The organism is Streptomyces sp. NPDC041814 (genome assembly GCF_055590565.1).
The window spans coordinates 12,254-26,321 of sequence record NZ_JBVJAM010000017.1 but is presented as its reverse complement, the minus strand read 5'-3'; the positions used below and the strand labels follow the sequence as shown (position 1 = coordinate 26,321).

Sequence of the window (14,068 nt, the reverse complement as noted above, 5' to 3'; positions counted from 1 at the left end):
CCGGCGCGGGTCGGTACCGCACCCGCGCCGGCCGGTTCCTCGCATCCCGTTCGAGAACCTACTCGCGATCGTCCGCGGTGGTGCGGCGGCGCCGCGAGATCAGGAAGCCGCCACCTGCGAGGACCACGACGGCGACGACGATGCCGATGATCACACCGGTGGAGGAGCCGGAGCTGCTGCCCTCGGAGCCACCGTTGCCGCTCGCCGGCACGGCCGACCACCAGCTCCAGTAGCCGTCCTGGCCGTAGATGTTGCCGGCCGCCTCGGGCATGGTCGTGATCGACTTGATCTGGTCGGTGCGGTACGCCTCGACCGCGTTCGGGTACGCCATCACGTTCATGTACCCGGAGTCGTACAGCCACGACTGCATCTGCCCGACGATCTCGGCCCGCTTGGCGGGGTCGTACTCGGCGAGCTGCTTCTTGTACAGCTCGTCGTACGACTTGTCGCAGATGAAGTTGTCGGTGGCCGCGCTGGCCTTGGCCTTGGTGGGCAGGGCGGCGCAGGTGTGGATGCCGAGGACGAAGTCCGGGTCCGGGTTGACCGACCAGCCGTCGAAGGCGAGGTCGTACTCACCGGCGTACCAGGGCACGGAGACGTCGTCCAGGCAGTCGACCTTCAGGCCGATGCCGAGCTTGCCCCACCACTCCTTCAGGTACTTGCCGACCGCCTTGTCGTTCGGGTCGGTGGCGTGGCACAGGATGCGCAGGTCGAGCGGCTTGCCGTCCTTGCCCACGCGCTGGTCGCCCTTGAGCTTGTAGCCCGCCTCGTCCAGCAGCTTCGCCGCCTTGTCGGGGTCGTAGTTCATCGCCTGGTCGGCGGAGGGCTCCCAGGCGTACGCGGAGAAGCGCGGCGGAATGTAGCCCTTGCCCTCGACGGCGTGCCCCTGGAAGACCCTGTCAATGATCGTCTCGCGGTCGATCGACAGGAACAGCGCCTGGCGCACCTTCTGGTCCAGCAGCGCCTTGTTGCCGTTGCCGAACTTCTTGCCGTCCTTGGTCCGCGCCCCGGGGTTGGTGGCCAGCGCGTAGAAGCGGCGGCCGGGACCCTCGTTGACCTTGATGTTCTTGTCGCCCTTGAGCGAGTTCGCCTGAGCGGGCGTCAGCGCGGGCGAACCGGCGACGAAGGAGACCTCACCCTTGCGGAGAGCGGCGACGGCGGCGTCCTGGTCCTTGTACGTCTTGAAGACCAGCTCGTCGAACTTGGGCTTGCCGCGCCAGAAGTCCGGGTTGGCCTTGAGCTTCACGTACTGGTCGACCTTGTAGTCCGTCAGGATGAACGGGCCGTTGCCGACGACGGGGAACTTCGTGTCGTTGTTGAACTTCGAGAAGTCCCCGACCTTCTCCCACACGTGCTTCGGCACTATCGGCACGTCGAGCGCGGCCATGGTGGCCTGCGGCTCCTTGAGCTCGATGACCAGCTTGGTGGGGCTCGGGGCGGTGACCTTCTTGAAGTTGGTGACGAAGCTGCCGTTGGCCTGGGCCGCGGCCTCGTCGTCCATGATCTTGTTGAACGTCCAGGCGGCGTCCTCGGCGGTCGCCTGCTGCCCGTCGGACCACTTCGAATCGCTCCGAATGGTGTACGTCCACGTCAGCTTGTCGGCGGAGGGCTCCCACTTGGTCGCCAGGCCGGGGATGGCGTGGTTGTCCTTCGCGTCGTAGTTCGTCAGGAAGTCGTACATGAGCCGCGAGACGCTGGTGCTCAGCAGCTTCTGGGCGAGGAACGGGCTCAGGGAGTCGACGCTCTGCGCGACCGCGACAGTAAGCGTCTTGTTGCCGCTGTCGGCGGCCTGCGCCTGCTGGGGCGCGGCCCCGAGGGGCATGCCCGGCACGATGGACCCGGCTGCGAGAGCGAGGGCGGCGGCACCGGAGGCCAGGAGCACACGCAGGCGTGAGCGTGGCGGGGCGGAGGACGGTGGAACTCTTACGACCATGGTCTGGGACCTCGCGTCATGACTCGCACGGGAAAGGCGTGTTGAACTTCGGTTCGCCGGCTGGTGTTGCGAAGGTTTATCAGCGGTGGTCGAGCCGCGTCAACGGTCCCCGAAACGGCGTGTGGTCTGCGGATATGCCAAAAGGGTCCGCATCGCGGAGGCGATGCGGACCCTCATTGGTTCAGACCTCTGACGCCTTACTGCTGAGGCGCTGGCGGCGGCTGCTGCTGCCACCCGGCGGGCGGTACGGGGCCCTGCAGCTCGGGGTGGGCGGGCTGACCGGGCTGGTCACCCGGGGGCTGGGGCTGCTGGTACGGCTGCTGCGCCTGCGCCGGGGGCTGCTGCTGCCAGTCCTGCCCGGCACCGGGGCCCGGCTGCGGGGGATAGGGCTGCCGGCCGCCGTACGGCTGAGGCTGCTGCGGCTGCTGGTAGGGCTGACCGGGTTGCTGTGGTGCGTACGGCTGTCCGGGGTACTGGGGCTGGCCGGGGTACTGGGGCTGGCCGGGCTGCTGGGGTGCGTACGGCTGCTGGCCCGGGGCCTGCTGACCGGGGATCTGCCGGCCCGGCAGCGGGGGGGCGGACTGCGGCGGCGGACCGCTGCCGTCCGACGTCCACAGCCCCTGCTGCTGCTGGGCGCGCGCGAAGTCCTCGGCGACCAGGGCGGAGAGGTTGAAGTACGCCTCCCTGGTCTTCGGCCGCATCATGTCGAGGTCGACCTCCGCACCGGCCGACAGGTGCTCGTCGAACGGCACGACGACCACCCCGCGGCAGCGCGTCCGGAAGTGCTGGACGATGTCGTCCACCTTGATCATCTTGCCGGTCTCGCGGACGCCGGAGATCACCGTGAGGGACCGCTGGACCAGCTCCGCGTACCCGTGGGCCGACAGCCAGTCCAGCGTCGTGGACGCGCTGGAGGCGCCGTCGACCGAGGGCGTCGAGATGATGATCAGCTGATCGGCCAGGTCCAGCACGCCGCGCATCGCGCTGTACAGCAGGCCGGTGCCGGAGTCCGTGAGGATGATCGGGTACTGCTTGCCGAGCACATCGATCGCGCGCCGGTAGTCCTCGTCGTTGAAGGCCGTGGAGACCGCCGGGTCCACGTCGTTGGCGATGATCTCCAGACCGGAGGGCGCCTGCGAGGTGAACCGCCGGATGTCCATGTACGAGTTGAGGTGCGGGATCGCGTGCACCAGGTCGCGGATGGTCGCCCCGGTCTCGCGGCGCACCCGCCGGCCCAGCGTTCCGGCGTCCGGGTTGGCGTCGATGGCGAGGATCTTGTCCTGCCGCTCGCTGGCCAGGGTCGCCCCGAGCGCGGTGGTGGTCGTGGTCTTGCCGACGCCGCCCTTGAGGCTGATCACCGCGATCCGGTAGCAGGACAGCACCGGCGTACGGATCAGCTCCAGCTTGCGCTGCCTCTCCTGCTCCTCCTTCTTGCCGCCCAGCTTGAAGCGCGAGGCGCCCGAGGGGTTACGGCTGCTCCGGGTCTTCTGCTTCCCCCTGATGAGCCGGTCGGAGGTGAGCTCCACGGCCGCGGTGTAGCCCAGCGGGGCGCCGGGCGCGGAACGCGGGGCGGGGGTGGGCCAGGAGGTGCCGGCCCGGGGGTCGACGGGCTGCTGGGGCTGCTCGGGCTGCTGCTGGTGGGGCTGCGGCTGGGGCTGGGGCTGGACCTGGGCGGGGAGGTTCGGGGCGCCGGTGCCCTGGGCCGGGGTGCCGTTGGCCGGGGTGCCCTGCGCCGGGGGCTGGGTGCCCTGCGGGAAGCCGTAGCCGCCTTGGGGCTGGGTCTGCTGGGGCTGCTGCTGTGCGGACCAGGGGGCCTGCGGCTGCGGGGCCTGCGGGGCCTGGGGCGCGGCCTGCTGCGGGCGTTGCGCCGGGAGGCCGGCGGCCGGGAGGGGCTGCGGGGCCTGCGGCGCCTGCTGGGGGAAGCCGTAGCCGGACTGCGGGGTGGAGGGCTGAGGCTGGGCGGGCCCGGGCTGCGGGGCCTGCGGCTGCTGTGCCTGCGGCTGCGGGGCGGCCGGCTGGAAGGCGGGCGGCAGCGGCGGGAGTCCGTCCTGCGCAGGCGCGGCCGGCGCCCAAGGGGACGGTGAGGGGTCCTGCGGCGCGCTGTCCGCCGGTACGTCGCGGGGCGCCGCGTCCGGGGTGGCGTCGTTCACCGGAGCGCCGCCGTCCGGCTCGGGGGAGTCCGCTTCGGCGGAGGGCACGGGGGCCTCGGCGGGGGGCACGGCGTCGGACGGTTCCGCGTCGGACGCTTCCGCGTCGGACGCTTCCGCGACGGGCGGTTCCGCGATGGGCGACCTCGGGCTGTACGGCTCCGAGGACGAGTCGGCCGACGCGAGGTCGGCGCGGTCGCCCTGCTCGCTGTCCGTGGTCGCCGGCATGTCGCCGGTCCCGTCCGAGGGCTTCGGCGTCGCCGCCGCCTCCTCGGGCTCGAAGTCGAAGACCCTTCCCAGGACGTCGTCCCAGGACTCCTCCGGGTCCGCGCCGGGCGTACCCGCCTCCTCGTCGTCCGAAACGGCGCCGGCGGTCCTGGAGGCGTCGTCGGCGTCGGACGGCGCGGTGCCGTCCACCGCCTCGTCGTCCGTCTCCGCCTCGCGCGCCGCCCGCTCCCGAGCCGCCCGGTCCCGCTCCTCGATCTCCCGCTTCAGCGCGGAGGCCGAGAACCGCATCGTGGCGCCGCTGTCGAGGTCACCGGTGTCCGGGACGCCCGTGTCCACGGGCTCCGCCGGGGCGGGGGTCCAGCCGGGGTCGAAGCCGCGCCGCGCCGGGGGCGGGGGGAGGGGCACGGGGTCCCCGCTCGGCGGCGGGGGCGATGCCGGCGCCGCACCGGCGCCGGCCAGGGAGTCGCCCGGCGCGTTCTGCGTGTACCAGGCGGGCGGGGTGTAGTCGATGGTGAACTCACCCGTCGTCTCGGCGGGCTCCGCGTCGGACGACTCGTCGACGGGCTTGTCCCAGCCCCCGCGCATTTCGTCCCGATCGCCGTTCACTTTGCCTCCTGGTGTGGTCGAGCACCCTTGTGCCGTGGTGGGTGGGGGCGTTCCCGTAACGCGAACCGCCCGGCTCTCCCCCTGGGACGCACATGGCCTGCCCACAGGTTCTCCGCCGCGTCCGGACCCAGCCTAAACGCCATGGGCCCCGCCACGGCAGGCCGCACGGCGTCGCGAACGCTGTCCCCTACGTCACGTAGTGCACCCAAGTGGACCGAGTGCGACGGGAAGTGAAACCCAAAGCGGTCAAATGAGTACAACTGCCCCGTGATTTGCGTCCGTCGCGCCTCGGAGTGCGCCCTCGCGATCCCTGGGCGTACGCCCGTCAGTCCACCCGGCGCGCGGCGCCCAGCAGTCCCGTCTCCGCGTCGGTCGCCCGGGTCGTCACAAGGCGGCTCTCCCGCCGCGTGCACCAGAGGGTGGCCCCGTCCGCGAGGGCGGGCAGCGCGCGGACCGCGCCGCCCGGAAGTCGCAGGAGCCGCCCCGCCTCCTCGGCCTCGTCGGGTGACACCCGCTGCACGCCCACCAGCGACGCCTTCTCGACCGGGCCGGACGCGGCGGGGCCCAGATACGGCAGCACGGTCAGCACCGACTGCCAGGGCACGGACACGGCCCGCCCGGGCGGCGGGCGCATGCCGCAGTCCCGTACGACGACGACCGGCGAGGCCGCCGAGGGGACCAGTGGCGGGACCCGGCCGACCTCGTGCAGGGCGACGCGCCCGCTGCCACCGGCGGCCCGGGCCAGGCTCGCCCAGGCATGCGCCCGCCCCGTCTCCACCGCGATCCGCGCACCCGTCGCCGCTGCCCGCAGCGCGAGCACCTGCGCCGTCCACAACCCGCCGATGAGCGTGATCTCGTACGGAGAAGGGCGGTTGAGGCCGAGTACGGCGGGGAAGCCGTCCTCGTCCACACCGATCACCACGCCGTCGTCGCCCACCGGCACGTCCAGCGAGGCGAGTTGCTCCGGCCCGATGGTGTAGCGCCGTCGGCGCGGACCGACCGGCCCGAACCCCAGCCGTCCCCGCACCCGCCCGGGCGCCGCCATCAGCGGGCCCCGCCCAAGGGCAGGGTGGCGAGCACCCCGGGCAGCTGCTCGCGGTCCAGCCGCACGAGCGAGACCCGCACCCCGCGGGCGACCCGTTCCAGTTCGCGCCGCGCGGCCCGGAGTTCCTCATCGGTGCGCGCGCTGACCCGCAGGTGTCCCGCCGCGGCGACCTCCTGCCGGTCGCCCCGCGCCAGGGTCAGGCTGAACGTCGTGGCCAGCGCCGGGACCGAGGTGAGTAGCGCGACCAACCGGGGCATCGGCGCCTCGCCGGAGCGCGGCCACCTGCGCACCCAGTACACGGTGTGCCGGCGCCCGTCGCAGCTCCATGTCCGCGCGGTCTCCCGGGTGCGACGGGCCGTCCGCGCGGACCCGTCGGCACGGGGCGCGCCGGTCGCGTCCACGCAGGCCGCGGTGGTGAGCGCGGCCCCGAGCTCCTGCTCCGTCAGCACGGTCACGCCGAACCCCGCCCCGGTCAGCCGGCCGGACAGCTGGTCGGCCGCCCGCACCAGACACCGCTGCGCCCCGGTGAGGCCACCGCCGCGCATGCGTACGGCCTCCGGGCAGAGCTCCGGGTCGAGCGTCAGCGTGACCCAGGTCAGTCGCACGGCCGGTGACCCCGTACGAGCCTGGAGGGGCGCGTAGTTGAGCGTGGCGACCGCGTCCCCGTCGAGGTGCGGGGCCGGGGCGGGCCGGGTGTGCTGCACGATCCGCGCCGACTCCAGCCGGATGCCGTCGACGTCCATCACCTCCCGGACGAGCCCCGGCGACAGCGGCCGCACGGTCCGGTCCGCCCGTAGCACCGTGTCCTCCGCGTCCACCCGCACCACCGCCGTGAGGTGCGTACCGTCGATGGCCATGCCCACCGGTCGCCGGTCCCGGTGCGTGAACGAACAGGTGCGCAGGGCCGGTACGCACTCCGTCAGCGCGCCCACCGGGGACGCGCCGGCCGGCATGCGCGAAGCGGCCCTCCGGTTTCGCAGCCGGAACGCGACGACGGTGGCCAGCCAGGCCGGAAGCGAACGGCGGCGCCTGCGCACCACGGCGAGGGCCACGAGCAGCGCCGCCGCCATGCCCGCAGGCCCCAGGAGCGCGGGCCCGCCGACCTGCGCGCACAGCAGGACCGCCATCGCGACTTCGAACAGAACCAGCTGTTGCAATCGAAAAGTGCCGATCGGTCCGGACCGCCGGTTCAGTCGTGCCCCGCCCCTGTACGCCATCGCGCCCCGCCCCTGTCCGCGCCGTTCCGGCCCGTGCCGCACCCGTCCCCACCGAGCTCTGCGGCGGAAGCGCCCAGCGTACCGGCCCACGGTCAACACCCAGTTCCGGACGGCATAGTGGGCACCGGCAGCGGGAAGCCCCGCCGAAGCGCAGGCGGTGAGCGTCCCCAGGTGTGCGGTGCGGGCGGAGAGGGAAGGCGGGCCGGGGCATGGTGACCCGACGGGACGAGTTGAACGCGTACACATTTGCGAAGAGAAGGGCCCTCGCCGCCTTCCTCCAGCCCTTACCGGACGGCTCCGACGACGGCGCCCCGCGCCCTCTGCGCGCCGTCCTCCCCGGGGTGCTCACCGGCGCCCTGCTCCTCGCCGGGTTCGGCGCGTACGGCATGTTCCGTCCGGTCGCGCCCAAGGGCTGGGACCGCCCCGGCGCCAAGGTCGTCGTCGGCAGGACGTCGACCACCCGCTACGTGGTGCTCACCACCGGCCGCGGCGCCCATCGCCGTACCCGGCTGCACCCCGTCCTGAACCTCGCGTCCGCCCGGCTGCTGCTCGACCCCGGCGACTACGGCGTCGTCCAGGTCGCCGACGACGTCCTCGACGCGGGCAGCCCCCCGCGCGGACCGGTCATCGGCATCCCGTACGCCCCCGACCGGCTGCCCGGCGAGCGGGACGCGGGCACCGCCAAGCGATGGGCCGCGTGCGTACGGCCAGGAGGCGGAGGCGACGGGGTACGGAAGGCGGGCTTCGTCCTCGCCGCCCGCGACCACCGGCTGACGGAAGGCCCGAACCGGCTCACCGGCGGCCAGGTCCTCTACGTACAGGACCCGCACGGCACCCGGTACCTCGTGGACGCCCGGGGCACCAAATACCGCGTGGACGAGCGGCCCGGCGATCTCGGACACCTCACCGACGCCCTGGTCGGCCGCGCCCGTCCGCGACGCGTCACCGGCGACTGGCTCGCCACCCTGCACACCGGCAGCCCCGTCGCCTTCCCCGTCGTCCCGGGCGAGATCGGCGCCCCCGCCCACGTCGAGGGCCACCTGTCCGCCCGCGAGAACCGCGTCGGCGCGGTGCTGCGGACCCGGACCGGCGCGGGCACGGCGTACCACGTGGTGCTCGACGGCCGGGTCCGGCCGGTCTCCGAGTTCACCGCCTGGCTCATCGTCAACTCCCCGCAGACCGCCGCTCTCGACCAGGCCGGCACCGCCTACCCGGCCGGGCTCCAGGACTTCGTGCCCGACCTCGCGCCCTTCGCCGGCCAGGCCGCGCACTGGCCCGCCCGCAAGGCCGTCCGCGTCGACACCGCGCACCGGAGCACCGTCTGCTCCGTACTGCGCGCGACGGACGACAGAGGGCGCACCACCCTGAGCACCTGGGCCGGCACCACGTATCCCGCCGCCGTCGGCGCGGGCGGCACCAGCGCCTATGTCACCCCCGGCAGCGGGCTCCTCTACACCGAGGTCGGGGACCGGCGGACCAGGCCCGGCGGATCACTCTTCCTGGTGACGGACAGCGGATTGCGGTACGCGGTTCAGGGGAACGGCGACGGCGGTCCCGGGCACTCCGCGCTCCCTGCCGGCGGCACTCCGCACGGTCCGGAGCGGGCGGGCGAGGCACAGACCCGGCTCGGCTACGAGGACGTGGAGCCCGCCCTCGTACCGGCCGAATGGCCGGAGTTCCTTCCCCGCGGTCCACGGCTCGACACCACCGGCGCGCGCCGCCCGCAGGGTTCCTGACCTGGCGGCGATCCGGCCGGGAGGGGACGCCGGAGTGGCTAGCCTGAGCCGCCCGCACGGCCCAGAGAGAGGACCTCGTATGACCAGCCCCACAAGTGGATTCGCACTCGCCGACGATCCGGTCGTCCAGGCCAGGAACAAGATCGTCCACACCGCCGAGGCGGTGTCCCGGCAGGCCCGGGAGCTGGCCGACGTCCTCGCGACGGTGGGCGCCGGCTGGACCGGTGCCGGCGCCTCGGGGTTCACGTCCGCGCAGCTCGTGGTCAACGAGGACCATGACGAGATCCGGCGCCTCCTCGGCGTCCTGCTCAACGCCGTCGACGGCACCAGGAACCTCAGCAACGCCAACGACGAGGAGGTCCGCGCGGCCTTCAAGGCGGTACGGGAACCGGCCTCCACGGGCGGTACCTCCGCCCTGAACGGCGTCTGAACCGGACGCCGTTCCCCCGACACGACCAGAGGATTCCCGATGGGGTACGACCCGCACACCAAGGTCAGGTACGAGAGCGTCCAGGAGGTCGCCAACCGCATCCGCGCCGTCTCGCGGAACATCTGCCGGGACCTGGAGGAGATGGACGGCGCGCTCAAGGTCGTCACCGACACCTGGGACGGCCAGGCACACGCCGAGTACGTCGCCCTCCAGCGCAAGTACCGGAACAAGGCCGACCACATGAGGGCCCGCCTCGACGAGGTCGCGAGACTCATCGAGACCGGCAAGGACCACTACCGGGCGACGGACCTGCGATCCTCACGCCTGTTCACCGAGGCCTACTGACCGGGGCGAGGCGTACCGGCGCCGGACATACGAAAGGGGCACGTTCACCCGAACGTGCCCCGCGCCTGCCCCGCGACGACTACGGAAGGTCGAACTCGCCGTCGCGGGCGCCCAGGACGAACGCCTCCCACTCGGCCTCCGTGTACCTGAGCACCGTGTCCGGGTCCAGGGAGGACCGCATGGCCACCGCGCCACCGGGCAGGTGCGCGATCTCGACGCGCTCCTCCTCCTGCTCCGTGCCGGGAGCGCACAGCCACTTCACCCCCGAGATGTCGAGTGCGTACAGCTCGTCCTTCTCCGCCTGCGTGCCCATCGTGAGAGCTCCTTTCATACCTGGCTCTGCACGGCACCGTACAGGCAACACGGCGGGCGGGGAGCCGCTCCGCCAAACCCCTTGACCGCCCCCGCGCTCAGCCCCGTTCCGGCAGCCAGCCGGTCTGCACGAGGCTCTTCCCACCGCGCCGGGTCGCCATGCACGCACGCCCCGGCGGCATCGGGCGGGCACGCACCGAGCCGACCAGATCGCCTTCCGCCGGATCGCCCGACAGCACCACGCCCTGCGCGCCCAGCTCCTTGATCCGTTGCAGGAACGGCTCGTACATCGCACGCGAGGCCCCGGCGCAGTTGCGCGCGAGGACGAAGCGCACCCCCGTGTCCCGTGCGAACGGCAGACAGTCCGCGAGCGCGGCGAGCGGGCTGCCCGTACCCGTGGCGACGAGGTCGTAGTCGTCCACGACGACGAAGATCCGCGGACCCGTCCACCAACTGCGCTCCCGCAACTGCCGGGGCGTGACATCCGCCGGCGGCCGGCGCCGCGCGAACACCCCGGCCAGCGCCTCCATATGCGTCGTCAGCGAGTCCGGTGTCGGCGCGTACTCCAGCAGATGGCTCTCCGGCAGGGCGCCCAACAGCCCCCGCCGGTAGTCCCCGACGACGAGCTTCGCCTCGTCGGGGGAGTAGCGGCGGGCGATCTGCCGGGCGAGCAGCCGCAGCAGAGCGGTCTTCCCCGATTCGCTCTCCCCGAACACCAGAAGGAACGGATCGGCGTCGAAGTCCACGAAGACCGGACCGAGATCGGTCTCGGCGATGCCGATCGCGACACCCCGCTCCGGGAACTCGTCCCCCTTGGGCAGCCGCTCGGCAGGAAGCACGGCGGGCAGCAGCCGTACGGGTGGGGCCGGCGGACCCGCCCAGTCCGCCCGGACCCGCCCGGCCAGCGCCGCCGTACGCTCGGGGAGGCCGGCCGCGCTCTCCACCGGGCCGAGGCACGGTGCCGCGGCCAGGAAATGCAGCCCCTCCGCCACCTGGCCCCGGCCCGGCACACCGGCGGGCACCTGGGCGGCGACCCTCCGGTCGAACTCGGAGTCCGACACGTCACCGAGCCGCAGTTCGAGCCGCCCGGTCAGCTGGTCCTTCAGCGCCGCCCGCACCTCCAGATGACGGGCGGCGGTGAGCACCACGTGCACCCCGTGGCCGAGCCCCCGGGCCGCGATGTCGGCGATGACCGGCTCCAGCTCCTCGTACTCCGCACGGAAGCCGCCCCAGCCGTCCACGACGAGGAAGACATCGCCCCACGCCTCACCGGACAGACCGCCCCGGGCCCGCTCGCGCCGGTACGCGGCCATGGAACCGATGCCCCGCGCCCGGAACAGCTCCTCACGGGCCCGCAGCACCCCGGCCACCTCCGCGACCGTACGCCGCACCCGCTCGGGATCCAGCCGCGAGGCGACCGAGCCGACGTGCGGCAGGTCCGACAGCGACGCCAGCGCGCCACCGCCGAAGTCGAGCCCGTAGAACTGCACCTCGCCCGGTGTGTGGGTGAGCGCGAAGGACATCACCAGCGTGCGCAGCACCGTGGACTTGCCGGACTGCGGCCCACCGACCACCAGCATGTGGCCCGCCGCCCCGGAGAAGTCCTGGAACAGCACCTCCCGCCGCTGCTCGAACGGCTTGTCCACGAGCCCGAGCGGAACGACCAGCCCACCGCGAGGGCCGTCCCCCGCACCGGTGAATCCACGCTCCGGGTCCGTACCGAGGTCCGGCAGCAGCTCGTCCAGCCCGGGCGACCGGTCCAGCGGAGGCAGCCACACCTGGTGGGCGGGCACTCCCTGCCCCTCAAGCCGCCGCACCACCACATCGAGTACCGACTCCGCGACCGCGCCTTCCTCACCCACCTCCGCCACGGACCCGGGCACGGGAACAGGCGCGCGCACGGACACCGGCACCGGCAGCGCGCCGAACAGCGCAGCCGCGAGGGCGCCCGACTCCTCCCCCGCGGCCCGCCCGGTGCCACCCGGCCGGTACGGCCCCGAGACGTACGCCGCCTTGAAACGCGTCAGTTCCCGCGTGCCGGTCTTCAGAAACCCCGAACCGGGCACCGGCGGAAGGCCGTACGCGTCCGGCACACCCAGTGCGGCCCGCGACTCCTCCGCCGAGAACGTGCGCAGCCCGATCCGGTACGAGAGGTACGTCTCCAGGCCCCGCAGCCTGCCCTCCTCAAGACGCTGGGACGCCAGCAGCAGATGCACGCCCAGCGAACGGCCGATGCGGCCGACCCGGATGAACGTGTCGATGAAGTCGGGCCTGGCGGTGAGAAGTTCGGAGAACTCGTCGATCACCAGCACCAGCGTGGCCAGCGGTTCCAGCGCCGCGCCCGCCGCCCGCGCCCGCTCGTAATCGTGGACGCTCGCGAAGTTGCCCGCGGCCCGCAGCAGTTCCTGACGGCGCTGGAGCTCACCTCGCAGCGCGTCACCCATCCGGTCGACCAGCGCCAGGTCGTCGGCCAGGTTCGTGATGACGGCGGCCACGTGCGGCATCCCCGCCATCCCCGCGAACGTCGCCCCGCCCTTGAAGTCCGCGAGCACGAAGTTCAGCGTTTCGGAGGAATGGGTGACGGCAAGACCGAGGACCAGCGTCCGCAGCAGCTCGGACTTCCCGGAACCGGTCGCACCCACACACAGCCCGTGCGGCCCCATCCCGTCGAGCGCCGACTCCTTCAGGTCGAGCACCACCGGGAGACCGTCCTCACCCACTCCGATGGGCACCCGCAGCCGCTCCGCGGCCGGACGGGTCCGCCAGGTCCGTTCCACCTCCACCGCACCCGCGTCACCCAGGTCCAGCAGGTCCGTGAAGTCGAGCGCGGCCAGCAGCGGCTCCTCCCCGTCCCGCCCACCCGGCCGCAGCGGAGCGAGCCGCCGCGCCAGCGCCTCCGCCGCCGGCAGCGACAGCGCGTCCGGCACACCCGCCCCGCACTCCGCCTCCAGCGCACCCGGACGCACCCGTACGCACAGAGCCCCGTGCGGCCCCTCCGCGTCACCCGGGGCCACCTCGACCAGCGTCACCCCCTCCACGCCCGCCGACGCCCCCAGCACCGAACCCGGAGCCACCCCCGCCCCGTCCAGCACCACGACGACATGCGGCCGGTCCGGCAGCGGCGCCCCCTCCGGTACGAAGCGCCCCCGCCCCTCCAGCAACGCGCCGAGCAGTGGCTCCAGCCCAGCGACATCACGCGCGAACAGCCTCCTCGTACCGGCCCCGTCCACCTCACCGGGGACCTGGACATGCGGCAGCCACTTCACCCACTCCCAGCACACCCCCGCCTCCCGCGCGGCCACCACCGCCACCACCAGGTCCCGGGGCGAGTGCAGCGTCACCAACTGCGCCACCAACGCCCGCGCCACCGCCCTGACCGGCTCCGTCGCACCACTCAGCCGCACCCGGTACGCCGCCCGCAGCGGAACGCACAACGGCAGGCCGTCCAGCGAGCCGTGCACCGCCACGAACCGCCGCACCGCGTCCGCGCACACCGGATCCGGCTCACCCGGAGCGTGCTCCGGCACGGTCAACGGCGTCGCGAGCCGCTGCCTGCCGAGCCCGATCCGCACCACCCCGAAGTCCGGGTCGCCGGGCCGCCGCTCCCACACCCGGCTCCCGCCCGCGACCACCGACCACAGCTGACCGGGGGCGGGATGGGTGAACAGCAGACCGTCGCGCTGGGCCCGCGCCGTCCGCCGCACCGCACGGCGCGTCCGCGCCAGCCTGGCCAGATGGTCGCGCCGCACATCGGCCGCCCGCCCCTGCGTACCGCGCCGGTACCGCACCACCTGGGCCACCACCATCGCCAGCGTCGACACCAGCATCAGCACACCCATGACCCGCATGAACGGCGGCGCCTGCGGCGAGAAGAAGAACACCACCGACGACGCCATGCCCAGCACGGGAAGAAGCTGCATCAGCACCCCCTCGCGCTGCCCGCGCGGCCCCACCGGAGGAGGCTCCAACAACACCTCTTTCGTGGGAACTTCCGGCGGCAGCAGACGGGGCGGACGCTTCACGACGATCTGACTCACCGGTGCATCGATCCTTGGGTGCGGGCGGGTGT

At 73.2% G+C, this 14,068-nt stretch carries 9 protein-coding genes; 3 read left to right on the top strand and 6 right to left on the bottom strand.

What is annotated here, in order from left to right:
- Nucleotides 1-58: 58 nt before the first annotated feature.
- The 4 genes from ACZ6C6_RS32095 to eccE form a co-directional block, all read right to left on the bottom strand.
- Nucleotides 59-1,933, bottom strand: a complete 1,875-nt coding sequence (locus ACZ6C6_RS32095; RefSeq protein WP_469207980.1) for an ABC transporter substrate-binding protein — start codon at nt 1,931-1,933, stop codon at nt 59-61.
- Between the two features lie 197 nt (nt 1,934-2,130).
- Nucleotides 2,131-4,914 (bottom strand): SCO5717 family growth-regulating ATPase, encoded by a 2,784-nt coding sequence (locus ACZ6C6_RS32090; protein ID WP_469207978.1) that lies wholly within the window; start codon nt 4,912-4,914, stop codon nt 2,131-2,133.
- A 325-nt stretch (nt 4,915-5,239) separates the two neighbouring features.
- Nucleotides 5,240-5,959, bottom strand: a complete 720-nt coding sequence (locus ACZ6C6_RS32085; RefSeq protein ID WP_469207976.1) for a hypothetical protein — start codon at nt 5,957-5,959, stop codon at nt 5,240-5,242.
- Entirely contained in the window at nt 5,959-7,116 is a 1,158-nt protein-coding gene (eccE, locus tag ACZ6C6_RS32080; RefSeq protein ID WP_469207974.1) for a type VII secretion protein EccE, read from the bottom strand. The genes ACZ6C6_RS32085 and eccE overlap by 1 nt, the downstream gene beginning before the upstream one ends.
- A 269-nt stretch (nt 7,117-7,385) precedes the next feature.
- On the opposite strand from eccE, the gene eccB reads away from it, so the two are divergent.
- The 3 genes from eccB to ACZ6C6_RS32065 all read left to right on the top strand — a co-directional run bounded on the left by eccB (nt 7,386) and on the right by ACZ6C6_RS32065 (nt 9,687).
- Complete coding sequence (gene eccB / locus ACZ6C6_RS32075; RefSeq protein WP_469207972.1) at nt 7,386-8,912, top strand: type VII secretion protein EccB; 1,527 nt, start codon at nt 7,386-7,388, stop codon at nt 8,910-8,912.
- Between the two features lie 79 nt (nt 8,913-8,991).
- Nucleotides 8,992-9,342, top strand: coding sequence for a hypothetical protein (locus tag ACZ6C6_RS32070; protein WP_469207970.1), 351 nt, complete (start codon nt 8,992-8,994; stop codon nt 9,340-9,342).
- Between the two features lie 39 nt (nt 9,343-9,381).
- Nucleotides 9,382-9,687: a WXG100 family type VII secretion target gene (locus ACZ6C6_RS32065; protein ID WP_469207968.1), complete on the top strand. Its 306-nt coding sequence runs from the start codon at nt 9,382-9,384 to the stop codon at nt 9,685-9,687.
- Between the two features lie 79 nt (nt 9,688-9,766).
- Here ACZ6C6_RS32065 and ACZ6C6_RS32060 read toward each other — a convergent pair whose 3' ends face one another.
- Both ACZ6C6_RS32060 and eccCa read right to left on the bottom strand, forming a co-directional pair.
- Nucleotides 9,767-10,000: a DUF397 domain-containing protein gene (locus ACZ6C6_RS32060; protein WP_328902700.1), complete on the bottom strand. Its 234-nt coding sequence runs from the start codon at nt 9,998-10,000 to the stop codon at nt 9,767-9,769.
- A 97-nt stretch (nt 10,001-10,097) separates the two neighbouring features.
- Complete coding sequence (gene eccCa, locus ACZ6C6_RS32055; RefSeq protein ID WP_469207965.1) at nt 10,098-14,036, bottom strand: type VII secretion protein EccCa; 3,939 nt, start codon at nt 14,034-14,036, stop codon at nt 10,098-10,100.
- Nucleotides 14,037-14,068: the final 32 nt, after the last annotated feature.